The sequence below is a fragment of the Streptomyces sp. NPDC007991 genome (genome assembly GCF_042958445.1).
Taxonomy (GTDB): domain Bacteria; phylum Actinomycetota; class Actinomycetes; order Streptomycetales; family Streptomycetaceae; genus Streptomyces.
Genome location: NZ_JBIBJD010000013.1, coordinates 258,006 through 283,510 on the forward strand (window position 1 = coordinate 258,006; position 25,505 = coordinate 283,510).

Genomic DNA, 25,505 nt, shown 5'->3' on the forward strand with positions numbered 1-25,505 from the left:
GGCCTACCGGGGCTCCTCCCGTGGTGCCGTCCGCCCGAGGAACAGCCACAGCGACGACAGCGGCACCGCGCACACGCACCAACTGGCCACCACGTCCAGGGGCCAGTGGTAGCCATGGCGGACCAGGCCGTAGCTCACGCCGAGTATGAGGGCGAGGCAGGCGGTGACGAGGGCGCGGCGGGCGAGGGGCGTGCGGAGCCGGGGGAGCAGGAGCAGGGTCGCGCTGCCGTAGGCGATGGCGGCCGTGGCGGTGTGGCCCGAGGGGTAGTAGCCGGTGCCGGGTGGGACGGCCGGGGTGCCCGGGCGGTCCGTGAGTTCCTTGAGCGGGACGATCAGCACCGGAACCAGCGCCATGAGGAGGGCCGCGGCGGTGACGGGCAGCCACCAGCGGTCCGTACCGCGGGTCCGTAGCGCGACGTAACCGAGGGCGACCGCGAGGACCGGGAGCGCGACCTGGACGTTGCCGAGGTCGGAGAGGAACTCGGCGAGACCGTCCGGGTGGAGGAGGCCGCGGCTCACGCGCTCGTCGAGACGGACGAGCGGACCGTCCGCGACGACCTGCCACGTGATCAGGGCGAAGAGGAACGCCGGGATGCCGAGCAGGACAACGAGGAAGCGAGGGTGCTGCGCGGTGGCGGATCTGTCGAGATCCTGGTCCCCGGAGATCGGCATGAGACCCAGCTTGGCACGGGCTCGGATGTTCACTGTCCACCCGCGCGACCCCAGTGGAGGATCACGTGAACCAGCCGGAGAGCGACGACGACGGCCTCTTCGACCATTGCCCATGGCTCTACGCCCAGCAGGCGACGGCGGAGCAGCGGGCGGCACAGGAGCGGCGGCAGAAGCGGCTGCTCGGGGGAGCGGGGGCGGGGGCGGCGTCCGTGCGGCTCGGTGAGGGCTGCTTCGTCGCGGAGACGGCCGCCGTGTACCCGGAGCATCTGTCCCTGGGCGACCGCTCGTACATCGCGGCCCACGCCTACGTCACCGGCGAGATACGCACCGGCGCCGACTGCACGATCAACCCCTTCACCGTGGTGCGCGGCACCGTCACCCTCGGGAACGGGGTGCGCATCGGCGCCCACAGCTCGTTGCTCGCCTTCAACCACGGATTCTCGCCCGATCTGCCGGTCCATCAGCAGCCGGTCACCAGCGCCGGGATCACGGTCGGCGACGATGTGTGGATCGGCTCCCACGTGGTCGTCGTGGACGGCGTCACCATCGGCGACCACTGTGTCATCGGCGCCGGCGCGGTCGTCACGAAGGACCTGCCCGCGTGGACGGTGGCGGCCGGCAACCCGGCCCGCCGGATACGCGACCGCCGGGAGCCGCGTGGGGCGGGGCAGCGCGCGGTGGTGCCGGGGGGTGTCGCGGCAGGAGGCGTCGCGTCAGGAGGCGTCGGGTCAGGGGGCGTCGCGTCAGGGGGTGTTGCGTCTGAACTGTCCGCATTCGCCGACGACGCCCGCGCTCAGGCCGCCGGTCTGCTCGACCGCTGTTGGCAGCCCGGCACCGGCCGGTACGTCGACCGGCCCGGTGCCGAGCCGACCGTGCGGGCGCACTGCGACGCCGTCGAGATCGCCGCGCTGCTGCTCGGTCAAGCGCCGCCCCATCTGCCCGCCGCCGAGCACGCGGCCCGGCTGCGTGCGCTCCAGGACCCCGGCACCGGACTGGTCCCCGAGTTCGGCGCGGCACCGCCGGTCCCCGGGCCGGCCGGGCTGCCGCAGGACGGGGCCTCGGCCTATCACGTGCTGTGCGTGGGCTACGCGCTGGACCTGCTCGGCAGTTCCTTCGCCCACCCGGTCCACTCGGTGCGCACCACCACGGCGGACCGACTGGTCGCGCACCTGGCCGAGCTGCCCTGGCACGACCGTGCCTGGCACGCCGGGGCGTGGGTCGACTCCTGGGCCACCGCCGCGCACTGGAACCGGCGCCTCGGTGCGGAGGCCGCCGCGCCCGGGGCGCCGGAGGCGCTGTTCGGCTGGCTGCACACCCATGCCGACCCCTGGACGGGCATGTGGGGGTCACCCACGTCCGAGTCCGGGCGGCTCCAGATGGTCAACGGCTACTACCGGCTCACCCGCGGCTCCTTCGCCCAGTTCGGCCTGCCCGTGCCGTACGCGGAGCGGGTGATCGACACGGTTCTCGACCACGCGCGCGACCCCCGGCACTTCGCACCCGGCCGGGAGAACGCCTGCAACGTCCTGGACGTGATCCACCCCTTGTGGCTCTGCGCCCGGCAGACCACCCACCGCGCCGAGGAGGCCCGTTCCTGGGCGTCGGCGCAGCTCACCGCGGCCCTGCGCCGCTGGCAGCCGGGCCGCGGCTTCCCCTTCGGCCCCACCCCCGACGGCACCGGTCCGGGCCGTGAGCCCGGCCTCCAGGGCACCGAGATGTGGCTCGCCATCGTCTGGCTGCTCGCGGACCTCGTCGGGCTCGCGGACGAGCTGGGATACCGCCCGCGCGGGATACACCGCCCGGAGCCGGCGCTGCCCGTCGGGCCCGGACCTCTGTGAGAGGCCCGGAAACGGAGGTCGGCCGCCCCGGAACCGGGGGGATGGTTCCGAGGCGGCCGTGGGACCGGAACGTCGCGCGCCCCGGGGGGTTTGGGGCGGGCGACTGTCCGATCGGTGAGGAGATCCAGAGCCTCAGGCTCCGGTTGTGTGCGCGAGGGCACGACCAGGTCGAAGCTGGGGAGGCCTCGGCCTGATGTCACCCACAGTCCCCTGTGGGCGGGGTGTATCTCTCATCTGGGTAGAACCTACGACAGGGGCCGAGCGCAGGACAGGCCGTAGGGGCCGCTGTCATCCACCTCGCACACCTTCTTCACACGCTCTGCGTGCGCTGCCGACGTCAGATGCGGGAAAAGGCCTGCTCGATGATGTCGAGGCCCTCGTTCAGCAGGTCCTCGCCGATCACCAGCGGGGGCAGGAAGCGGAGGACGTTGCCGTAGGTGCCACAGGTCAGGACCAGCAGGCCCTCGGCGTGGCAGGCCTTGGCGAGCGCGGCGGTCGCCTCCGGGTGCGGCTCCTTCGTCGTACGGTCCTTGACCAGCTCGATGGCGATCATCGCGCCCCGGCCGCGGACGTCGCCGATCACCTCGAACTTGTCCCGCATGGCGGACAGGCGCGCCTTCATCACGGCCTCGATGTGCTTGGCCCGGGCGTTGAGGTCGAGTTCCTTCATGGTCTCGATCGCGCCCAGGGCGCCGGCGCAGGCGACCGGGTTGCCGCCGTAGGTGCCGCCCAGACCGCCGGCGTGCGCGGCGTCCATGATCTCGGCGCGCCCGGTCACGGCTGCGAGGGGCAGACCGCCGGCGATGCCCTTGGCGGTGGTGATCAGGTCGGGGACGACCCCCTCGTCCTCACACGCGAACCACTGCCCCGTACGGCAGAAGCCGGACTGGATCTCGTCGGCGACGAAGACGATGCCGTGGTCGGAGGCGAACCGGCGGAGCGCCGGCAGGAAGCCCTTGGCCGGCTCGATGAAACCGCCCTCGCCGAGCACCGGCTCGATGATGATCGCGGCGACGTTCTCCGCGCCGACCTGCTTGCTGATCTGGTCGATGGCCTGCGCGGCGGCCTCGGGGCCGGCGTTCTCGGGGCCGGTCGGCCAGCGGTAGCCGTACGCCACGGGCACGCGGTACACCTCGGGCGCGAACGGCCCGAAGCCGTGCTTGTACGGCATGTTCTTGGAGGTCAGCGCCATGGTCAGGTTGGTCCGGCCGTGGTAGCCGTGGTCGAACACCACGACGGCCTGCCGCTTGGTGTACGACCGCGCGATCTTCACGGCGTTCTCGACGGCCTCGGCGCCGGAGTTGAACAGCGCGCTCTTCTTGGCGTGGTCACCCGGGGTCAGCTCGGCGAGCGCCTCGGCGACCTCGACGTACCCCTCGTACGGCGTGACCATGAAACAGGTGTGGGTGAAGTCGGCGAGCTGCGCGGACGCCCGGCGCACGACGGCCTCGGCGGAGGCGCCGACGGAGGTCACGGCGATGCCCGACCCGAAGTCGATCAGCCGGTTCCCGTCGACGTCCTCGATGATCCCGCCACCGGCCCGCGCCGCGAACACGGGCAGCACGGACCCCACACCCTGCGCGACCGCGGCGGTACGGCGGGCCTGCAACTCCTGCGACTTCGGTCCGGGAATGGCGGTGACGACGCGACGCTCCTGCGGAAGTGCGGTCATGCGGGGCTCCTGGGGTGGTGCGGACGAATGGACACAGCCACTTCGCTTCTTTTCTCGCAGGCTAGGGCGGGGGGAGGGGGGTGGGCATGTTCCATGTGGGCGTTGTCGAAGGGGCGGTTTGTCCGGGGTGGACATGGCGCTCTCCTGGGCTGGTGCCCACGCCCCGGCCGTGTAAGCGGTGAACTCCCCAGGGCAGGGCGTTAGATTGGCTCGCTGATGGTGGACGGAGCGGCTGGTCAGGGGGCAAGGGCGATGGACAGCGACGGGACCCAGGAGGCGCGGGGTACGCACGCGAACCCGGTGCCGCGTCCGGCGGGGCCGCCGGAGGTGCCGGCGAGGCCGGCGGACGGGTCCACCGTGCCGCCCCGGCCGACCCGGGCGCCCGGGGTGCCTCAGATGCCGGACGGATCCTCCTTTCTGACGTGGCTGCGTACGCCCCGGCCCGAGGCGCCGCCCGGCGTGTGGCGGTTCGGGCATCGGCCGCGGGCGGCGGAGGAGCCGGAGCGGATCCCGACGCGGCAACTGGTCGGCGGTGCGGTGATCGCGTTCCTGTGCGGTTGGCTGCTGTGCTCGCTGCTGTACAACGGCTATCTCGGCGGATTCTGGCTCTGGCCATGGTTCGTGCTGGCACCGGACGCCTGGGCCCTCGGCAAAGCAGGGGCCGTGGGAGGCGTGGCTTCGTACATCTACGAAGGCCTGGTGTTCGTCGCGATCTTCGCGGTCTTCGGAAGGATCGGGCATTGGCCCGAACTGTGGCGCCGGTTCGGCCCCGCCGCCTGGGTCCGCACCGAACCGAGTGCCACGCCGCAGCCCACTCCTGAAACCGACCCCGCCGAATGGCCCGCCCTGCGCGCCGCAGGAGCCGTCGACGCCGCCGAGCGGCTTGCCGCCGATGCGCGGGCCGGGCTCATGAGGGACGTCGATCACGCCCGGATCGCCCGCGCCTGGCAGGGCGTCCGCAGCGGGCGGCACAGTCTGGCCACGTTCAGCGGTGCGGTGCTCCAGCACGGCGCCGCCGCCTGCCTGCACCCCTCCGGCGCCCGTGACCTGCCCACCCGGCTGGCCCGGCATGACCTGCTCACCGGGCAGGTGAGGCTCGGTACCAGCGCCGACGACCCGCGCAATCCGTATGCCTACCGCGGCACGGGCCTTGCCCTCGGCCCGGAACTGCTCGGTACCTCTCTGCTCGCCGTCGGCCCCGCCGGCTCCGGTAAGACCGGGGCCGTCGTGCGGCCGCTCGCCGAGTCGTTGTGTCTGCACGCTCTCGCCGGGCGGGCCGCTGTCGTCGTGGTCGGGGCGGCGGGGGCCGGGCTCGGGCCGGCCGACGCGTATGACGTCGTCGTGCGGATCGGGAACCAGGAGTCCGAGTACGACCTGGACCTGTACGGGGGGACCGGCGACCCGGACGAGGCCGCGGCCGTGCTCGCCGAGGCGCTCGTCGGGGATCTGGCCGATCCGCATCCGGGCAGTGACACCCGGCGTTCCACGACCGTCCTCGCGCAGTTGCTGGGGCCGTTCCGGGCCGTGCACGGGCGTTTTCCGTCCGTGCCGGAGCTGCGGCAGCTGCTGGACGGGGCGCCGGGGCCGCTGGCCGCGCTGCGGCAGGGGCTGCAGGACGCCGGACAGGAGTCGCTGCTGCGGGAACTGGATGCCCGCGAGCGGCAGATGGGGCAGCCGGGTGACGTCGGCGGAGTGCTCGCCGATCGGGTCGCCTTGCTGGACCGGCCCGCGTTCGCCCCCTTCTTCGACACCTCGGGGGCCACTCGTCCCTTCACCCTCAAGGCCCTGGACCATCCCGTACGCGTGCGGATCGACCTGCCCGAGCGCGGGCACGCCGACGCCTCCCGGATGCTGGCGCGGCTGGTGCTCGCGCAGTTCACGGCGAGTGTCGCCGTACGGGAGGACCGGTCGCTGTTCGCCTGTCTGCTGCTCGACGACGCGACCGGCGTGGTGACGCCCGAGGCCGTGCGCGGCATCCAGCGGCTGCGGTCGGGCAACGCCGGTGTCGTGCTGACCCTGCGGACGCTGGACGACGTGCCCCGGCCCCTGCGCGGGCCCCTGCTGGGGGCCACCGGGTGCCGAATGGCGCTGTCGGGCCTCACCCCGTGGGACGGGCAGGACTTCGCCGAGGTGTGGGGCAAGGAGTGGACCGAGGCCCGGGACGTCACCGACCGGCAGATCATCGCGGAGACGCCCGCGGGCAAGGCCGCGCACATGCTGCGGAGGGTCATCACCGGCAAGGCCCCGACCGCGCGGGCGGTGACCGTGCGGCAGGTCGAACGGGAGCGCTGGTCCGCCTCCGAGCTGGCGCACGGGGTGCCGGCCGGGCACGCGGTGCTGTCGCTGACCGACGTCAAGGGCGAGCACGCACCCCCGCTGCTCGTGGATCTCCGGGGCTGACGGGGGCTACAGAACCCGCAGGGCTGACGTCTTCCCGCCGGGTACGGGTACGCGGGGACCGTACGGTGAGGCAGAATCGTCACAGGTCGTTCATACGTGGCGGCCAAAAGAACACAAAGATCACACCGCCCTGACGCAGATCTGAAGGCCTCATGCCCCCGACGCTCGCCTCGCTCGTCCACCACTCCGCGCTGAAACTCACCGTGCGGGCGGGCGAAGACCGCCTGGACGTGCCGGTCCGCTGGGCGCACGTCAGCGAGCTCGCCGACCCCGTCCCCTACATGGAGGGCGGGGAACTGCTGCTTATCACCGCCCTCAAGCTGGACGCCGAGGACCCGGAGGTCATGCGCCGCTACGTACGGCGGCTGGTCGCCGCCGGTGTGGTCGGGCTCGGCTTCGCCGTCGGCGTCAACTACGAGGAGATCCCCAAGGCCTTGGTCGACGCGGCCGAGGAGGAGGGCCTGCCGCTGCTGGAGGTGCCGCGCAGGACCCCGTTCCTCGCCATCAGCAAGGCGGTGTCCGCCGCGATAGCCGCCGACCAGTACCGGGCCGTCACCGCCGGGTTCGCCGCCCAGCGGGAGCTGACCCGGCAGGCCCAGACCGGCGGTCCCGAGGGGCTGTTGGGCGCGCTGGCCTCGCAGGTGGACGGCTGGGCCGCGCTGTACGACGCCTCGGGCGCCGTCGTCGCCACGGCGCCGGAGTGGGCCGGGCGACGGGCCGCGCGCCTCACCGGCGACGTACAGCGGCTGCGGGACCGGCCGGCGCCAGCTTCCTCGGTGGTCGGCGGACCGGAGAACGAGGACCGGGTCGAACTGCACACCATCGGCACGGGAAGGCGCCCCCGGGCGGCCCTCGCCGTGGGCACGGCGGCCGCCCTCGGCACCGCCGAGCGCTACGCCGTCCACTCGGCCATCGCGCTGCTGACCCTGACCACGGAACGCTCCCGGTCCCTCCAGGCGGCCGAGCAGCGGGTCGGCGCGGCCGTACTGCGCATGCTGCTGGCCGGGGAGCCGGACCACGCGCGCACGGTCGCCGGGGACCTGTACGGCGGGCTGCTGGACGCGCCGTTCCGGATGCTGGTCGCGGAGCGGGTGCCGGTGTCGGCCTCGGCCGCGCTGGCCCGTGCCGAGGCCCGCTCGGGTGCCCCGGCCGCCGACCGGCACTCCGCCGCCGTGCTCGCCGCGGCCGACACGGGCGGCGACCCCCTCGCGGCGATCGCCGACGTCATGGAGTCCGCTGCGGCCCGCGCCGGCGAGGCCCTGCTCGTCGTACCGGAGGGGGAGCGGCTGGTGGTGCTGGCCGCGGACGGCGGTGCCGCCGCCGCGGCCTGCGGGGAGTACGCGGCAGCACTGGAGTCGGCCCGGGCCGGCGTACGCGAGAAGGTGCCGGGCGGCGAGCAGGACGAGCTGGTGGTGGGTCTGTCGGCGCCGGCCGGGCCCATCGCCGCGTCCGCCGCGTACAAGCAGGCCGAGCAGGCGCTGTCGGTGGCGCGGCGGCGCGGGCGCGTCCTCGTGGAGCACGAGCAGATGGCGGCCGGATCCGTACTGCCGCTGCTCGCGGACGACGCGGTACGGGCCTTCGCCGACGGGATGCTGCGGCCGCTGTACGAGCACGACGCCACGGGCCGCGGTGACCTGGTCGCCTCCCTGCGCGCCTGGCTGTCCCGGCACGGCCAGTGGGACGCGGCGGCGGCCGACCTCGGCGTCCACCGCCACACCCTGCGCTACCGCATGCGCCGGGTCGAGGAGATCCTCGGCCGCTCCCTGGACGACGCCGACGCCCGGATGGAACTCTGGCTCGCCCTGAAGGCCACCAGCTCCGAGTAGCCAAACCGTAGTGTCCCCGCCCGCTATTGCTACGGCCCGGACAAACGACCTCCGGCCACCCCGCGCCTACCGTGGAACCCGCAGCACCAGGACCACCCCAACGCCGAAGGGCCGGAGACCACATGACTTCCACCCACGCCTTCTGGCTCGCCGGCCGCGAGGCCACCGGCGAGGACACCTTCGACGTCACCTCCCCGTGGGACGGGCGGCTCGTCGGCAAGGTGAGTGTGCCGACGGACGCGCAGGTCGAGGAGGCCGTGGCCGCCGCGCACGCCGTGCGGGACGAGTTCGCCGCCACCCCGGCCCATGTGCGGGCCGCCGCCCTCGACCACGTCGGCAAGCGCCTCGTCGAGCGCACCGAGGAGATCGCCCGGCTGATCTCCGCCGAGAACGGCAAGCCGCTGAAGTGGGCGCGCGGCGAGGTCGGCCGGGCCGTGTCCGTGTTCCGGTTCGCGGCCGAGGAGGCCCGGCGGTTCAACGGCGGCGAGGCCCAGCGGCTCGACACCGACCCCGGCGGCCAGGGCCGGCTCGCCCTCACCCGCCGCTTCCCGAAGGGCGTGGTGCTCGGTATCGCGCCCTTCAACTTCCCGCTCAACCTCTGTGCCCACAAGGTCGCCCCGGCCATCGCCGCCGGAGCGCCGATCATCCTGAAGCCGGCCCCGGCGACCCCGCTGTCCGGCCTGGTCATCGGCGAGCTGCTCGCCGAGACCGAGCTCCTCGCGGGCTCCTGGAGCATTCTGCCGGTCGCCAACGACAAGATGCCCGCCCTCGTGCGGGACGAGCGCCTGCCCGTGATCTCCTTCACCGGCTCCGAGAAGGTCGGCTACGCGATCATGGACTCGGTGCCGCGCAAGCACTGCACCTTGGAGCTGGGCGGCAACGGCGCGGCCGTCGTGCTCGCCGACTGGGCCAGCGACGAGGACCTGGACCGGGCGGCGAACCGCATCGCCACCTTCTCCAACTACCAGGGCGGCCAGTCCTGCATCTCCGTCCAGCGCGTCATCGCGGACGCCTCCGTGTACGACCGGCTGCTGCCGCGCATCGTCGCGGCCGTCGAGGCCCAGGTCACGGGCGACCCGAGCGACGAGGCGACCGACGTCGGGCCGCTGGTCAGCGAGGACGCCGCCAAGCGCGTCGAGACGTGGGTCCGGGAGGCGGTCGACGCGGGTGCCGCGCTGCTCACCGGCGGCAAGCGCGACGGCGCCTCGTACGCGCCGACCGTCCTGGCCGGCGTACCGGCCGGCGTGACGATCTCCTGCGAGGAGGTCTTCGGGCCGGTCCTCACCGTGCAGAAGGTGAACGGCGAGGCCGAGGCCTTCGCCGCCGTGAACGACTCCAAGTACGGCCTCCAGGCGGGCGTGTTCACCCACGACCTGCAGACCGCCTTCCGGGCCCACCGCGCCCTGGAGGTCGGCGGCGTCGTCGTCGGCGACGTGCCCTCCTACCGCGCCGACCAGATGCCGTACGGCGGCGTCAAGCAGTCCGGCGTGGGCCGGGAGGGTGTGCGGTTCGCGATGGAGGACTACACGTACGAGCGCGTGATGGTCCTCACCGGCCTCGCTCTCTGACGCCCCGACACTAGCTCATGGGAACCATTTTCATATAGGCTCGGCGGAGAGGCCCGGCACCGCTGCCTTCCGGTGCCGGGCCCCTCCTTTACGCCGGCCTGCTCCGGACCCTCAACCGGAGAAGCCGACGTGCGCGAGCCGCAGCGGGCCGCGCAGTCTCAGGTGCACGTCGTGCACGCCCGCGGCGGCGACGGAAGCGCCGAGCGAGACATAGTCGTACGGGCCTGACGTGGGCGTCGCGGTCGACAGCACCGCGAGCACAGGACCGCCGTCGAGGGACAGCTCGACCGTGCCCTCGCCGGCCACCTCCACCGTCACTGCGGCGATGCCGCGCCCGAAGTCGCAGCGCCGGTAGACCAGTTCGCCCCTCGCCCCGTCCGCCGGTGTCACCGCGTCGCCCGACACCTTCGTACGGTCGACGATCTCGATGCCGCTGTGCTCGTCGAAGCCGGCCGCCGCCAGCCCGCCCGCGACGACCGCGCGCGGCAGGGCGGGCTCGCCGTCGAGCGTGACGGTGGTCCGCAGCCGGACGTCCTCACTGGAGGCCCCGGCCAGCAGCTCGTACGCGCCCGGCTCCAGACGCCACCGGTCCTGGGCCACGTCCCAGAAGGCGAAGGCGGACAGCGGGACCTCGAAGCTCAAGCCGGCCGCCGCCCCCGGGGCGAGGGTGACGCGGCGGTGGTCCAGCAGCTCGCGGCGGGGGCGCGGCACGGACGGGTCGGCGGCCCGGGTGTAGAGCTGGGCGACCTCGTCGGACGTGACCTCACCGGTGTTGGTGACCGTGAAGGAGACGTGCACCGACCCGTCCGCCACCCGGGCCGTCAGCCCCTCGTACGCGAACGACGTGTACGACAGGCCGTGCCCGAAGGGGAACAGGGGCGTGCCCTCGAAGTACAGGTACGTCTGCCGGCTCCCGATCACGTCGTAGTCGAGGAGGCCGGGCAGGTCGGCGTCGTCGGCGTACCAGGTCTGCGGGAGGCGGCCGGCGGGGGAGACGTCACCGGCCAGCACACGGGCCAGGGCGGTGCCGGCCGCCTGACCGCCGTGCGCGGTCCACAGCACGGCCGGCAGGTCCGCCGGGTCGACCGCGTAGGGGTAGGCGGAGACCAGCGCCAGCACGGTCGCCGGGTTCGCCGCGCGGGCGGCCCGCAGCAGCCGCTCCTGGTGCCCGGGCAGCCGCAGGGTCGTACGGTCCTCGGTCTCGCGGCCGTTGATGTGCGGGTCGTTGCCCGCCACCACCACGACCACGTCGGCCGCCGCGGCGGCACGCGCCACCGCCTCCTCGCCGCGCTCGGCGACGACCAGCTCGAACACCTCGGGATCTTCGGCGGCAACCTTCACGCCGTCGGCGGAGACACACACGTGACGACCCGTTCCCAGGTGCTTCAGGAGGTGCCCGTCCCCGTGCGGTTCCAGGCGGAACGTCTCCTGGACGACCCAGCCCCCCGGCTGGTCGGCGGAGGCGCGGAGGAAGCCGTCGCCGGCGACCGAGAGATAGCGGCCGTCGGGCGCGCGCAGCGTCAGCACGTCCTCGCCCCAGTCGACCAGCGCCAGCTCGGTGCCGGTCGCGTCGGTGGTGAGCGGGGGCAGGTCGGTGCGGCCCGTGAGCAGCGCCGGGTCGAGCGCGCCCTCGGCGCCGCGCACCTCGTCGGCGGCGTCCTCGGCCACCGGCACGTGCAGGAAGGCGCCCGCGGAGGTCTTCAGCCGGACCCGGTCCACACCTTCGGCGAACTCCACCCGCTCCGTGCCGAACCGCTCGTACAGACCCTCCAGCGGGGTCGAGCGGTGCAGGAGCGTGCCGCTGTACCAGTCGAGCTTGCACTCGTCGGCGAGCAGGCCGACCACCGCGACCCGGCTCTCCGGGGCGAGCGGCAGCACCCCGTCGTTCTTCAGCAGCACGATCGCCTGCTCGGCGGCCTCCCGCGCCAGGGCCCGGTGCGCCGGGGTGTCGAACTCGCTGGTGGCGCCGTGCGGGTCGTACTCCGGGTCGAACTCGCCCAGCCGGAAGCGGACCGAGAGCTGCCGGCGGACGGCGGTGTCGACGTCGGCCTCGGTCAGCAGCCCGCGCTCCAGGGCGCCTCGCAGGCGGCCGATCATCTGCGAGGAGTCCGTGCCGTGGTCCGTGAAGCTGTCGACGCCCGCCACCAGGGAGGCCGCCGTCGCCTCCTCGTGCGTGTCGAAGTAGTGCTCGGAGTCGACCAGGTTGCTCGGCGCGCCCGCGTCGGAGCAGACCAGCAGGTCCTCGTCGGTCCAGGTGCGCAGGTGCTCTCTCAGATGGGGGGAGACGTGGTTGGGGCGGCCGTTGACCAGGTTGTACGCCGGCATCACCCCGGCCACCGCGCCCGCCTCGACGGTCTCGCGGAAGGCCTTCAGGTCGTACTCGTGCAGCACGCGCGGGCGCGCGGAGCTCGACGTCGTGGAGCGGTCCGTCTCGTTGTTGTGGGCGAGCCAGTGCTTGAGCACGGGCGCGGTGCGCCAGTAGGTGGGGTGGTCGCCGCGCAGGCCGTGCGTATAGGCGGTGGCGATCGCCGAGGTGAGCTTCGGGTCCTCCGAGTAGCCCTCCTCGTTGCGGCCCCACAGGGGGTGGCGCAGCAGGTTGACGGTCGGCGCCCAGACGTTGAGGCCGACCCGGTGGTCCTTGGCGCGCATCGCGCGGGTCTCCTTGGACACCGCGTCGCCGACGCGCCGCACCAGCTCCGGGTTCCAGGTGGCGCCGAGGCCCACCGCCTGTGGGAAGACCGTCGCCGGGCCCATCCAGGCCACGCCGTGCAGGGCCTCCTGGCCGGTGCGGAAGGCGGCGATGCCGAGCCGTTCGACGGCGGGCGCGAACTGGTGCAGGAAGGCGATCTTCTCCGCCGGCGTGAGCCGCGACAGGAGGTCGTCGATCCGCTTGGCGAACGGCAGGCGCGGATCGCGGAACGGCGGACCGGGCGGCGGGTGTGCGGTCACGTGGGAATCCCTTTGTGGTGGAGCGGCAAGACCCTTTCGAAGCGCTTCGATGCTGGGTCGGCGAAGGGCCGGGTGTCAAGAGACCGGTGCCGTCCCTTCAAGCCGTGCATGAGGAACGGTCCCTTCTCGTGCCTTTGAGGAAGTTTGGGGACGACCCTTGTGCACCCCTGGGCGTTCACTTAACCTCACAGCAACATCGAAGCGCTTCGACACGGAAGCCCGCCTCCGGGTCGAAGGCTCGCTTCGGCTCAGCCAGTTCCACTCGAGACACCGCAGCCGACGGCCCACCGCCGGGTGTCCTGGTGCGCCATGAAGGGTTGACGCAATGACGCCGAACGCCGCCTCCTCCGGACCCAGCCGGAGAAGCTTCCTCGCCTCCACGGCGGTCGCCACCGCAGCGGTGGCCGGGGGGATGCCGCTGCTCGCCGCCTGCGGGGGGGCGCAAGAAGGGCGCAAGGAGGGAACCACCTCCGGGAAGGACGCCAAGAAGCTCCTTCCGGCGTTCGTGGCGCGGAACGTCGTCAGCCCCGACATCCCCTCGAAGAACGGCTCGGCCGTGGGGTTCACCCGGCCGCTGGACCTCAGCACCCTGAAGACCGCCGTGCCGGAGAAGCTCGGCAAGGGCAGCAAGATCAAGATCATGGCCCCGTTCTGGGGCACGCCCCCGTCGAACAACAACCCGTACTACAAGGCCATGAACGAGGCCATCGGGGTCGAGGTCAGCTGGCAGAACCAGGACGGCAACACCTACGACGAGAAGCTGGGCGCCATTCTCGCCTCGAGTGACATCCCGGACGTGGTGGTCGTCCCGGGCTGGAACCTGAACGGCAAGATACCGAGCGCCATCAACGCCAAGTTCGCGGACCTCGGCGAGTACCTCTCCGGCGACAAGGTCAAGGACTACCCGAACCTCGCGGCCGTCCCCACCGACGCCTGGCAGCGCTCCATCTTCGGCGGTCAGCTGCGCGCGATCCCGATGCCGGCCTCGCCCGTCGTGAACATCGCCCCCTTCTACCGCAAGGACGTCTTCGACAAGGAGGGTTACACGCTCCCCACGTCGGCGGACGAGTTCCTGGCCTGGGCGAAGGAGGCCACCAACGCCAAGGCGAAGGTGTGGGCCTGCGACGACATGAAGTGGCTCTCGTTCAGCGTGTTCGGCGCGCTGAGCGGGGCCGACAAGGCGCTGTGGTGGAACCTCGAGGGCGACAAGCTGATCAACCGGATCGAGACCGAGGCGTATCTCGAAGCCCTGGAGTGGACCCGCAAGCTCTACGCGGCCGGCGTGGTCCACCCCGACGCCAAGGCGGCCAACCAGGGCGTCGCGGGCAACCGGTTCACCGCCGGCCAGTCCCTCGTCTACAACGACGACCTCTCCGCCCTGTGGGGCAAGACGACCGAACAGCGCACCCAGAACGAGGACTTCGAGATGGGTGTGATGGACATCTTCGGTCACGACGGTGGTGACCCGACCCTGTGGGCGGTCCAGCCCGCGAACATCTTCACCTTTGTCAACAAGAAGGCGTCCAAGCAGGTCGTCCAGGACTTCCTCGCCCTGGCCAACTACTGTGCCTCGCCGTACGGCACCAAGGAGTACATGCTCACCGTCTACGGAGTCGAGGGCACCGACTACACGGTGAAGGACGGGGCGCCGACGAAGACGACCAGGGGTGTCAACGAGGTCAACGGCGCCTTCGACTACACCGGCGACCCGGCCGCCTACATCGCCCACCCGGACCTGCCCGAGATAGCCAAGCAGCAGGTCGAGTGGCAGCAGCGGATGGGCGCCTTCACCAAGAAGTCCTCCTTCCAGGGCATGACCATCACCGAGCCCAACCGGTGGACCAACCTGGCCGACGACTTCGAGCAGCTCGAGGACGACGTCGTGCGCGGGCGCAAGAAGATCAGCGACATGCAGCAGGCGGTCTCGGACTGGAAGAAGCAGGGCGGCGACGACCTGCGGGCCTGGTACAGGAAACTGCTCGACGACAACGGTCCCGCGAAGTGACCCGAGGCTGAGGCAAGGAGAAGGCCGTGTCCCACAGCACGGTGCCTCGCAGCAGGGCCGAGGCGCAGACGACGGACGGTACGACGAAGGCGGAGGGGCCCTCCGGTCGGGGCCGGCCGGCCGGGAAGCGCAAGGGGAGACCCGCGGGAAAGCTGGGCCTGCGGATCCGCTTCCGGCGTGACCGGACGCTCGTCCTGATGACCGTACCGGCCGTGCTGCTGGTGCTCGTCTTCAACTACGTGCCGATCCTCGGCAACGTCGTCGCCTTCCAGGACTACGACCCGTACCTCAGCGAAAACGGCTTCGTCGCCATGTTCGAGAGTCCATGGGTCGGCCTGGAGCAGTTCGAACGGGTCTTCTCCGACTCCGAGTTCTGGCACGCGGTGCAGAACACCTTCGTGTTGTTCTTCCTCCAGCTCGTGCTCTTCTTCCCGGTGCCGATCCTGCTCGCGCTGCTCATCAACAGCGTGATCAGGCCCCGGGTCCGGGCTGTCGCCCAGGCGGTCCTGTACCTCCCCCACTTCTTCTCGTGGGTCCTGGTGGTCACGGTCTTCCAGCAGATCTTCGGCGGCGCGGGCATCATCGCGCAGACCCTGCGCGAACACGGGCGTGGCGGGTTCGACATCATGACCGACCCGGAGATCTTCAAGTACCTGGTCACGGTCGAGGGCATCTGGAAGGACGCGGGCTGGGGCGTCATCGTCTTCCTCGCGGCCCTCTCCTCCGTCAGCAACGATCTGTACGAAGCCTCCGCGATGGACGGTGCCGGGCGCTGGCGCCGCATGTGGCACATCACGCTCCCCGCGCTGCGGCCGGTCATCGCCCTGCTGCTGGTCCTGCGGGTCGGCGACGCCCTCACCGTCGGCTTCGAGCAGCTGCTGCTGCAACGCGACGCGGTCGGGCCGGAGGCGTCGGACGTACTCGACACGTACGTGTGGTGGAACGGCATCCGTAACCAGGACTTCAGTTACGCGGCCGCCGCCGGACTGATCAAGGGCATCGTCGGCCTGACCCTCGTCCTGGTGGCGAACAAGGTCGCCCACCTCATGGGCGAGCAGGGGGTGTACAAGAAGTGAGCACAGTCGTCGACCGGCCGTCGCTGACCGAGGTGGCCAAGAAGCCCAGCCCCTGGACCGCCCCGCCCCGCCCGTCCTGGGAGGAGGAGCCCGCCAAGGCCGGACTCGCGGCCAAGGGCATCGTCCTCGCCTTCGCCTGCTTCGCGATCCTGTTCCCCCTGTGGATCGTGATCGTCACCAGCCTGTCATCGAAGAAGACCATCGACGCGGCCGGCGGGCTGGTGGTGATCCCCAAGGACATCACCTTCATCGCCTACCAGGAACTGCTCAGCGGTGGCCAGGTCCAGCGCGCGGCGCTTGTCAGTCTCGGCGTCACGCTCGTCGGCACGCTGTTCAGCATGACGGTGTCGGTGCTGTGCGCCTACGGGCTCTCGCGCTCCGGCTCGCTCGGCCACCGCTGGATCCTGATGACCTTGCTCGCGACGATGTTCTTCGGCGCCGGGCTGATCCCGACCTACCTGCTGGTGCAGGCGCTCGGGCTGACCGACACCTATCTGGCGCTGATCCTGCCCAGCGCGGTCAGCGTCTTCAACATCCTGGTCCTGCGGGCGTTCTTCATGAACATCTCGCAGGAACTCACCGACAGCGCACGGATCGATGGGGCCGGGGACTTCCGGATCCTGTGGCAGATCGTCATGCCGCTCTCCCGTGCCGTGATCGCGGTGATCTCCCTGTTCTACGCGGTGGGCTACTGGAGCGCCTGGTTCAACGCCTCCATCTACCTCACCGACCAGGACATGATGCCGCTGCAGAACGTCATGATCCAGCTCGTGCAGAAGCAGGAGCGTCCGGTCGGACTCGCCGCGCAGATCAACACCGGCCAGATTTCGGCCCTCGCCATCCAGATGGCGGTGATGGTCATGGCTCTGCTTCCCGTCGCCGTGCTGTCGCCCTTCGTCCAGAAGCACTTCAAGAAGGGGATGCTGACGGGGGCGGTCAAGGGCTGAGAACGCCCTCTTGCCGCAGGGCTGTCGGTCATCGGCGGCTGCGGCCGCGTCGTGGTCGATCGCGCGGTTCCCCGCGCCCCCAGGACAGCTCCCCAACTCCCCGTTCGCACGAACCGAGGTATGTCATGAGCACGTTCCACCTCAGCAGACGCGCGGTGCTCGCCGGGACCGCCGCCACCGCCGCGGTCGCCACCCTCCCGGTCCTCCAGGGGCATGCCCGGGCCGCCGTCCCCGCCGCAGGCGGTGCCTACCGCTGGCGCAACGTCGTCCAGGGCGGCACCGGATTCGTGACCGGTGTCCTGTTCCACCCCGCCGTCCGCGGTCTCGCCTACGCCCGGACCGACATCGGCGGCGCCTACCGCTGGGACGACCGGACCGACCGGTGGATCCCGCTGACCGACCACCTCGGCTGGGACGACTGGAACCTGCTCGGTGTGGAGGCGATGGCCGTCGACCCGGCCCATCCGGACCGGCTGTACCTCGCCCTCGGCACGTACACCCAGCCCTGGGCCGGCAACGGGGCCGTGCTGCGTTCCGAGGACCGCGGCGCGACCTGGAAGCGCACCGACCTCACCGTGAAGCTCGGTGGCAACGAGGACGGGCGTGGCTGCGGGGAACGGCTGCTCGTCGACCCGCGCGACAGCGACACCCTGTGGCTCGGCACCCGGCACGACGGGCTGCTCAAGTCGACCGACCGGGGCGCCACCTGGAAGGCCGTGAGCTTCCCGGCCGCCCCCGGCGCCACCGGCCAGGGCATCACCCTCCTCGTCGCCGCGGGCCGCAGTGTCTACGCCGGCTGGGGCGACTCCGACGGCACCTCCGCGAACCTCTACCGGACCGCCGACGGCACCACCTGGGAGGCCGTCCCCGGGCAGCCCAGGGGCACCGCCGCCAAGGTCCCGGTCCGGGCCGCCTACGACCGGCACACGCGCGAGCTGTACGTGACGTACGCCAACGCCCCCGGTCCCAACGGCCAGTTGGACGGCAGTGTGCACAAGCTGCGCACCACCAGCGGGAAATGGACCGAGGTCACGCCGGTGAAGCCCGGCGGGGCGACGGAGGACGGCGGGACCGACTCCTTCGGCTACGGCGGTGTCGCCGTCGACGCCTGTCGCCCGGGAACCGTCGTCGTCTCCACCAACAACCGCTGGTCGCTGGTCGACACCCTGTACCGGAGCACCGACGGCGGCCGCACCTGGACGTCCCTGAAGGACCGGGCCGTCCTCGACGTCTCCGAGACGCCGTACCTCAAGTGGGGCGCCGACAAGCCCAAGTTCGGCTGGTGGATCCAGGCCGTCGGCCTCGACCCGTTCGACTCCCGGCACATCGTCTACGGCACCGGCGCGACCCTCTACGGCACCCGCGACCTCAAGCACTGGGCCCCGGAGATCCGCGGTCTGGAGGAGGCGTCCATCCGGCAGCTGATCTCTCCTCCGGCCGGGGAGGCGCACCTGATCAGCGGCTCCGGGGACATCGGCGTGATGTACCACGAGCGGCTCACGGCGTCCCCTTCGCGCGGCATGGCGTCGAACCCGGTGTTCGCCACGGCGACGGGGCTGGCACTGGCCGCCGCCGAACCGTCGTACGTCGTGCGCGCCGGCTGGGGCGACCACGGCAACGGGGCCTGGTCGAACGACGGCGGCAAGACCTGGACCCCCTTCGAGGCCCAGCCGGACGTGGCCAAGTCCGCGCCGGGGCCGATCGCCACCAACGCCGACGGCAGCGTGCTGCTGTGGTCCTTCGGCACGGGCAACCCGGGATACCGCTCGGCGGACAACGGCGGCACCTGGTCCGAGGTGGCCTCCTTCCCGAAGGGCGCCGTCCCGGTGGCGGACCCGGTGGATCCGGCGCGGTTCTACGCCTTCGACACCACCACCGGCACCCTGTTCGCCAGCACCGACAGCGGCCGGACCTTCACCGCGCGGGCCACCGGGCTGAACTCGGGCGACACCGAGTTCCAGCTGGCCGTGGCGCCGGGCCGCTCCGGCGACCTGTGGCTGAGCCTGAAGGGGAACGGGCTGTACCGCTCCACCGACGGCGGCGCGAGCTTCACCAAGGTCGGCAGCTGCCGGGCGTCGTACACCCTCGGCTTCGGCAAGGCCGCCGGGGGCGCCTCCTACCCGGCGCTCTACATGGTCGGCTCCACCGAGAGCATCACCGCCGTGTACCGCTCCGACGACGAGGCGAAGACCTGGACCAGGGTCAACGACGACCAGCACCAGTGGGGCTGGATCGGCGCCGCCATCACCGGGGATCCGCGCGTCTACGGCCGGGTCTACATCGCCACCAACGGGCGTGGCGTGCAGTACGGGGAGCCCGTCTGATGCCCGAGCTGAGCGACGCGACCCGAGGCCGTCTCCTCTTCGGCGGCGACTACAACCCGGAGCAGTGGCCCGAGGAGACCTGGCACGAGGACGTCCGGCTGATGAAGGACGCCGGCGTCAACTCCGTCACCCTCGGGGTGTTCTCGTGGTCGACGCTGGAACCGGAGCCCGGCGCACGGGAGTTCGGCTGGCTGGACACCCTGATGGACCTGATGCACGACAACGGCATCGGTGTCGTCCTCGCCACCCCCACCTCCTCGCCCCCGCCCTGGATGGGCCGGCTGCACCCCGACACCCTGCCCGTCACCGAGGAGGGCCGCACCGAGTGGTGGGGCGGCCGGCAGCACTTCTCGCACTCCAGCGCCACCTACCGGCGCTACGCCGCCGCCATCACCGAGGACCTGGCCGCCCGCTACGGCGGCCACCCGGCCCTCACCATGTGGCACATCAACAACGAGTACTGCACCTTCGACTACGGCGACGAGGCCGCGGCCGCCTTCCGCCGCTGGCTGCGGCAGAAGTACGGCACCCTCGGCGCCCTCAACGAGGCCTGGGGCACCGCCTTCTGGAGCCAGGGCTACGACACCTGGGACGGCATCCTGCCGCCCCGCCTGCCCCACTACATGCGCAACCCCGCCCAGGTCCTGGACTTCCGGCGCTTCACCTCCGACATGCTCCTGGAGTGTTACACCGCCGAGCGGGACATCGTCCGGCGGCACACCCCGCACATCCCGGTCACCAGCAACTTCATGCCGCTGTGGTTCGGGCAGGACGCGTGGCGCTGGGCGGCGGAGGAGGACGTCGTCTCCGTCGACCTCTACCCGGACCCGCGCGACCCGCTCGGCGCCCAGAGCGGTGCCCTCGTGCAGGACATGACCCGCTCCCAGGCACGCGGGCCCTGGATGCTCATGGAGCAGGCGGCCGGGCCGGTCAACTGGCGCGGCGTGAACCACCCCAAGCCGCGCGGCCTCAACCGGCTGTGGTCCCTCCAGGCCGTGGCCCGGGGCGCCGACGCCGTCTGCTACTTCCAGTGGCGGCAGTCCCGGCAGGGCGCCGAGAAGTTCCACTCCGGCATGGTCAGCCACGCGGGGGAGGAGGGCCGTACCTACCAGGAGGTCAAGCAGCTCGGCGCCGACCTGGCGAGGATCGCCCCGCAGGTGACCGGCCGGCACATCACCGCGGACGTCGCCGTCCTGCACGACTGGAACGCCTGGTGGGCGGGCGCCCAGGACGGCCGCCTGTCCAGCCGGGTGGAGTACCCGGACGTCCTGCGCGCCTGGCACCGGGCCCTCTGGCAGGCGCACCTCACCAGCGACTTCGCCCACCCCGAGCACGATCTGACGCCGTACGGGGTCGTCGTCGTGCCCCAGCTGTACGCGCTCACCGACGCGGCGATCGACAACCTCCTCGCCTACGTCCGCGGCGGCGGCACCCTCGTCTGCGGCTTCCTGACCGGCGTCGCCGACGAGGACGACCGGGTGCGCCCCGGCGGCATGGACGCCCGGCTGCGGGAGCTGTTCGGCATCCGCACGCTGCACGAGTGGTGGCCGCTGGACGCGGACGAGACCGTCGTGTGCGAGGACTTCCGGGGCACCCTGTGGTCCGAGGAGATCGAGCCCGCCGACCCCGACCACACGACCTGCTACAAGGGCGGCGAACTGGACGGCATGCCCGCCGTCCTGCGCAAGGGCCGGGCCTGGTACGTCTCCACGCTCCCGGAGCCCGGGGCCCTGCGCGGGCTGCTGGCCCGGATCGCCGCCGACGCGGGCGTCCGGCCGGTGCTCGACGGCCTGCCCGAGCAGGTCGAGGCCGTCCTGAGGGGCGAGGTGCTGTTCGTGCTCAACCACGGCCGCGAGCCGGTGACCGTCGAGGTCCCCGGCACCCACCACGACCTGCTGACCGGGACGGCCGTCACCGACCGGGTCACCCTCGGCCGCTACGGGGCGGCGGTGCTGCGGCCATGACCGACTCCGCACCCGTCCACGGCACGTGGGAGCCGCACCCCGCCGCTCGCTGGGAGGACGGCTTCCTGAGCGGCAACGGCCACCACGGCGCCCTTGTGTTCGGCGACCCGAACGACGAGCGGGTCGTCGTCACCCACCACACCCTGGTCCGGCCGGGTGGCAGGGACCCCCGGCCCCCGCAGCTCGCCGCGGACCTCCCCGCCCTCCAGGACCGCCTCCTGGCGGGCGACACGACAGCGGCAGAGAGCTTCACGGACGGCCGGCCGCTCCAGTGGGTGCAGCCCTTCCACCCCGCCTTCCAGGTCCGGCTTCGCCGCCCGCCGGGCGAGATCCCCGACTACCGGCGCGACGTCGACTTCGCCACCGGTGTCGTGCGGGCGGCCTGCACCGGCTGGACCAGTCGCGTCTTCGTCTCCCGCGCCGACGACGTGATCGTCCAGCAGGTCAGCGGCCCCGGCCTCACCCTCGACATCGACCTGGACCACCGGCTGCCCGGCGCCCCGGTGGGACTGGGCGTCGGCCACGGAGCCGTCCTCACCCCCGAGGGTGCCCTGCTGAGCCTGCGCGCCCGCTACCCGGACAGCGACCTGGCCTGCACCGGCGTCACCCTGCTCGCCGTCACCGGCGGCACGAGCACCCTCACGCCCCCCGGCGCGCACATCGAGGGAGCCCGGTCGGTGCTGCTCCTCACCCGGGTGCACCGGCACACCGGCGAACTGGGCGTTCTCGCGCAGGGTCGTGCCCTGCGGGACCTGCTCACCGGCTACGACGAGCTCCTCGACCGCCATGCCGCCCTGCACGGCACCGCCTACGAGCGCGTCACCCTCGACCTGGCCGCCGACCCCGCCGAACGGGCGCTGCCGGGCTCGGAGTTGCTGAAACGGCCGCGCAGCGCCGCGCTGCTGGAGCGCCTGTTCGCGGCCGGCCGCTACCACCTGCTGTCCGCGAGCGGCCTCTTCCCGCCCCGCCTGACCGGGCTGTGGACCGGCGACTGGGACACGGCCTGGTCGGGCGCGTTCACCAACGACGCCAACCTCAACCTCCAGACCGCCTCGGCCGCTGCCGCCGCCCTCCCCGAGGTCACGCAGGCCCACGCCTCGTTGATCCACCGCCAGTTGCCCGACTGGCGCGACAACGCCCGCGCGGTCTTCGGCGCCCGGGGCGCCGTCGCACCCGCCCACACCGACGGCGAGTCCGGCCACTCGTACCACTTCAACCGCGAATACCCACTGCACCTGTGGACCGCCGGCGCCGACTGGCTGCTCAAACCGCTCGTCGACCACGACGAGACGCACGGCACCCGCGATCCGCGCACCGCCGCCGCCCTCGCCGAAGTCGCCCTGTTCTACGAGGACTTCCTCACCCGCACCGACGAGGACGGCCGGCTCGTCGTCGTCCCCTCCTACTCACCGGAGAACCGGCCGGCGGGCGCGAGCTGGGGCACCCTCAACGCGGCCATGGACCTCTCCGCGGCCCGCCACGCCCTGCTGACCGCCGCCGCCTACCACCCGGGCCCCGACGCCGACCGCTGGCGCGCCCTCGCCGACCGGCTCCCACCGCACCGCGTCAACGACGACGGGGCCCTGGCCGAATGGGCCTGGCCGGGCCTGGAGGACTCCTACGACCACCGCCACCTCAGCCACCTCTACGGCGTCTGGCCGCTCGACGAGATCACTCCCTACGACACCCCCGAACTCGCGGCCGCCGCGCACCGCGCCCTGGAACTGCGCGGCGCCGAGAACGACTCCGCGCACGGCCACCTGCACCACGCCCTCATCGCGGCCCGGCTCAGGGACGGCGAACGCGTCGCCCACGCCCTCCGCCAGGTCCTGGACGGCGACTTCTTCCACGCCTCCCTGATGAGCGCCCACTACCCGAACCGGCACGTCTACAACGCCGACGCCGCGCACACCCTGCCCGCCGTGCTGATCGAGATGCTCGTGCAGTCGGCCCCCGACCGGCTGGTGCTGCTGCCCGCGCTGCCTGCGGCGTACGCCACAGGCGCCCTGCACGGGGTGCGCACCCGGTTCGGGGCGGAGCTCGACCTCACCTGGACGCGCGACGGCGCCACCGTGGTCATCAGGCCGGGTCGCACCCAACGCGTCGAACTGCGGACTTCCTCCGGCGCGCAATCCCTCCACCTGATCGCCGGAGAAGACCACGTCCTCACCCTGAGGGCGTGGTAGTTCCCCCCATCCCCCCACCCCATGGAAGGGACACCATGGCATCACGCACGCTGAACAGGGTCACCAAGGCCCTGCTGGCTCCCGCCCTGGCACTCGGCGCCACCGTCGGCCTCGCCTCCGCCCCCGCCTCGGCCGCCGTCTGGAACTCCTGCGACCAGTGGGCCAGCACGAACCTGAACGGCTACACGCTCTACAACAACATCTGGGGCGGCGGCGCGGGCAGCCAGTGCATCTGGGCCAACTCCGGCACCAACTGGGGCGTCTGGGCCAACCACCCCAACACCGGCGGCATCAAGTCCTACCCGAACCAGACGAAGGCGATCAACAAGTCGATCACCTCGCTGGGCTCGCTGTCCAGCAGCTACAACGTCAGCGTTCCGTCGTCCGGCGCGTACAACACGTCGTACGACATCTGGGACACGGACCACGACTACGAGATCATGCTCTGGGTCAACAAGACCGGACCGGTCGGCCCGATCGGCAGCTCGCAGGGCAGCGTCAGTCTCGGCGGCCACTCCTGGAACGTCTTCAAGGGCACGAACGGCTCCAACGAGGTGTTCTCGTTCATCCGCACCTCCAACTCCAGCTCCGGCACCGTGGACATCCTGCCGATCCTGAAGTGGATCAAGGACACCAAGCGCTGGATGGGCAACGAGACCATCGGTGACGTCCAGTTCGGCTACGAGATCACCTCGTCGTCCGGCGGCCTGGACTTCCGCACCAACAGCCTGTCCGTCAGCAGCAGCTGACGCCGTACCGGGGCCGGGGCCGGCCGTGCCGTTCAGGCGCGGTCGACCTCGGCCCGCAGCGCGTTGTAGTCCGCGAACGCCGACTCGACCTCGGCGCGGGTCAGGCCGTAGCGGGTCAGGTCGTAGGTGTGCTTGCGGGTTCCCTTCGGGCGGGCGACGGCCGCCGGGAGCCGGGCCGCGTCGGCCTCGGTCCAGGGGGTGCCGACGGCCGCGTAGAGCTTCGGGGCGCCGCTGGCCGGATCGGAGCCGAGCCAGGAGTACGGGGCGTCCACCAGCTGCTCCGCGGGGATCGCGGCCCGGGCCGCGAGAGCGCGTGTCATGGCACGGCTGAGCAGGCCCAGCCAGGTGGCGCCGATGCCGGCGAGGTCCAGCGGGCGGGTGCTGACGGCCATGCCGTGCTCGATCAGCGAGCAGAACGACGCCACGACGGTGACCGGATCCCGGTGGCACCACACGATCGTGGCGTCGGGGAACACCGTGCGCAGCGCGTCCAGGTTCTCCAGGTGCATGGGGGACTTCAGCACCCAGCGCCGCCGCGGACGGCCGTACTGGAGCACCTGGTAGACCTGCTTGAGGTACCGGTAGTCGGCGACGAAGTCCCGCTCGCAGTGCCAGTCCAGGTACTCGGGGATACGGGCCTGTGAGAACGGCATCAGGGCGTGCGGGAGCGCGAACGTGCACTCCTCGGGGCCCTCGGCGGCCATCGCGTGGATGTCCCGGAAACGCGGCGCGAAGAGGTCCGTGCCCTGCACCAGCCGGCGCCCGGCCGTGATCGCCCTGCGCCGCTGCCGGGGCGGCAACTCCAGGTCGGGCCCGAGCAGTTCCCACAGCAGGGGGCACCGGTGCCCGTCCGAGATCGACAGCACCGCGTGCGTGACCGTGGTGGCGGTGCGCGGCAGCCCCACGACGAACACCGGCTTCTCGATCGGCTCCCGCTCGATCTCCGGATGCTCGGCGATCAGCCGCAGCACACGGGCCCGGTTGCCGAGGTGCCGGCGCACGTGCGCCTGCGCCGACTGCCAGCCGACCGGGGTCAGCCGCTCGGCCTTCGCCCACCAGCCCAGCAGTGACCGGAAACCGTCGACGAACTCCCGGTCCCCGGGCGTCTCACCGGCCTCCACCACGATGCGGTCGAAAACCCGGTCCGGGGCACGGCGGGAGCCGAAGCCCGGCCGCAGCAACAGATTCGCCAGCGTGAGGGCGAGCGGAGACGTGGACACGCAGGGAACCTACCGCCTCGAACCGGCTTGCGGGGGACGGAAGTTGGCCGAACAGGCGGAAAGGGTGGCCGGATGACCTCCATCGAACCGGCCACCCCTTCCGCCGACG

Annotated in this window: 15 protein-coding genes and 1 pseudogene; 11 read left to right on the forward strand and 5 right to left on the reverse strand. The window is 72.1% G+C overall.

Annotated elements, in window-relative coordinates; genetic code table 11:
- Window positions 1–3 precede the first annotated feature (3 nt).
- Entirely contained in the window at window positions 4–672 is a 669-nt protein-coding gene (locus ACFZDA_RS33780) for a phosphatase PAP2 family protein (RefSeq protein ID WP_391088997.1), read from the reverse strand.
- Window positions 673–737: 65 nt separating this feature from the next.
- Here ACFZDA_RS33780 and ACFZDA_RS33785 point away from each other — a divergent pair, with 65 nt between their 5' ends.
- The gene (locus ACFZDA_RS33785; protein WP_391088999.1) at window positions 738–2,510 is read left to right on the forward strand and encodes a DapH/DapD/GlmU-related protein; all 1,773 of its coding nucleotides are present in this window, start codon (window positions 738–740) and stop codon (window positions 2,508–2,510) included.
- A gap of 19 nt (window positions 2,511–2,529) precedes the next feature.
- On the opposite strand, the pseudogene ACFZDA_RS33790 reads toward ACFZDA_RS33785, so the two are convergent.
- Both ACFZDA_RS33790 and gabT read right to left on the reverse strand, forming a co-directional pair.
- Window positions 2,530–2,744 (reverse strand): annotated as a pseudogene (locus tag ACFZDA_RS33790) (phosphoesterase); the annotation flags it as partial.
- A 103-nt stretch (window positions 2,745–2,847) separates the two neighbouring features.
- Window positions 2,848–4,182, reverse strand: coding sequence for a 4-aminobutyrate--2-oxoglutarate transaminase (gabT, locus tag ACFZDA_RS33795; protein WP_391089000.1), 1,335 nt, complete (start codon window positions 4,180–4,182; stop codon window positions 2,848–2,850).
- A 252-nt stretch (window positions 4,183–4,434) separates the two neighbouring features.
- Here gabT and ACFZDA_RS33800 point away from each other — a divergent pair, with 252 nt between their 5' ends.
- The 3 genes from ACFZDA_RS33800 (at window position 4,435) to ACFZDA_RS33810 (ending at window position 9,976) form a co-directional block, all read left to right on the forward strand.
- The gene (locus ACFZDA_RS33800; RefSeq protein ID WP_391089002.1) at window positions 4,435–6,582 is read left to right on the forward strand and encodes an ATP-binding protein; all 2,148 of its coding nucleotides are present in this window, start codon (window positions 4,435–4,437) and stop codon (window positions 6,580–6,582) included.
- Between the two features lie 152 nt (window positions 6,583–6,734).
- The gene (locus ACFZDA_RS33805; RefSeq protein ID WP_391089004.1) at window positions 6,735–8,408 is read left to right on the forward strand and encodes a PucR family transcriptional regulator ligand-binding domain-containing protein; all 1,674 of its coding nucleotides are present in this window, start codon (window positions 6,735–6,737) and stop codon (window positions 8,406–8,408) included.
- Window positions 8,409–8,530: 122 nt separating this feature from the next.
- On the forward strand, window positions 8,531–9,976 hold the full coding sequence (locus tag ACFZDA_RS33810; RefSeq protein ID WP_391089006.1) for an aldehyde dehydrogenase family protein: 1,446 nt from the start codon (window positions 8,531–8,533) through the stop codon (window positions 9,974–9,976).
- 111 nt (window positions 9,977–10,087) lie between these two features.
- On the opposite strand, the gene ACFZDA_RS33815 is transcribed toward ACFZDA_RS33810, so the two are convergent.
- Entirely contained in the window at window positions 10,088–12,925 is a 2,838-nt protein-coding gene (locus ACFZDA_RS33815; RefSeq protein WP_391089008.1) for a glycoside hydrolase family 3 C-terminal domain-containing protein, read from the reverse strand.
- Between the two features lie 325 nt (window positions 12,926–13,250).
- Between ACFZDA_RS33815 and ACFZDA_RS33820 the strand changes: the two genes are divergently transcribed.
- From ACFZDA_RS33820 to ACFZDA_RS33850, 7 genes are all read left to right on the forward strand, one after another.
- Window positions 13,251–14,930 (forward strand): extracellular solute-binding protein, encoded by a 1,680-nt coding sequence (locus ACFZDA_RS33820; protein WP_391089009.1) that lies wholly within the window; start codon window positions 13,251–13,253, stop codon window positions 14,928–14,930.
- Window positions 14,931–14,956: 26 nt separating this feature from the next.
- Entirely contained in the window at window positions 14,957–16,006 is a 1,050-nt protein-coding gene (locus tag ACFZDA_RS33825; RefSeq protein ID WP_391089011.1) for an ABC transporter permease subunit, read from the forward strand.
- A complete protein-coding gene (locus ACFZDA_RS33830) occupies window positions 16,003–16,953 on the forward strand; it encodes an ABC transporter permease subunit (RefSeq protein ID WP_391089012.1) in 951 nt (316 codons plus the stop codon). Before ACFZDA_RS33825 ends, ACFZDA_RS33830 begins: the two co-directional genes overlap by 4 nt.
- Before the next feature lie 125 nt (window positions 16,954–17,078).
- On the forward strand, window positions 17,079–19,277 hold the full coding sequence (locus ACFZDA_RS33835; protein WP_391089014.1) for a WD40/YVTN/BNR-like repeat-containing protein: 2,199 nt from the start codon (window positions 17,079–17,081) through the stop codon (window positions 19,275–19,277).
- Window positions 19,277–21,241, forward strand: a complete 1,965-nt coding sequence (locus ACFZDA_RS33840) for a beta-galactosidase (protein WP_391089016.1) — start codon at window positions 19,277–19,279, stop codon at window positions 21,239–21,241. Before ACFZDA_RS33835 ends, ACFZDA_RS33840 begins: the two co-directional genes overlap by 1 nt.
- Complete coding sequence (locus tag ACFZDA_RS33845; protein ID WP_391089018.1) at window positions 21,238–23,427, forward strand: glycoside hydrolase N-terminal domain-containing protein; 2,190 nt, start codon at window positions 21,238–21,240, stop codon at window positions 23,425–23,427. Before ACFZDA_RS33840 ends, ACFZDA_RS33845 begins: the two co-directional genes overlap by 4 nt.
- Window positions 23,428–23,462: 35 nt before the next feature.
- Entirely contained in the window at window positions 23,463–24,176 is a 714-nt protein-coding gene (locus ACFZDA_RS33850) for a hypothetical protein (protein WP_391089020.1), read from the forward strand.
- Window positions 24,177–24,208: 32 nt separating this feature from the next.
- On the opposite strand, the gene ACFZDA_RS33855 is transcribed toward ACFZDA_RS33850, so the two are convergent.
- The gene (locus tag ACFZDA_RS33855) at window positions 24,209–25,396 is read right to left on the reverse strand and encodes a sulfotransferase (RefSeq protein WP_391089022.1); all 1,188 of its coding nucleotides are present in this window, start codon (window positions 25,394–25,396) and stop codon (window positions 24,209–24,211) included.
- Window positions 25,397–25,505: the final 109 nt, after the last annotated feature.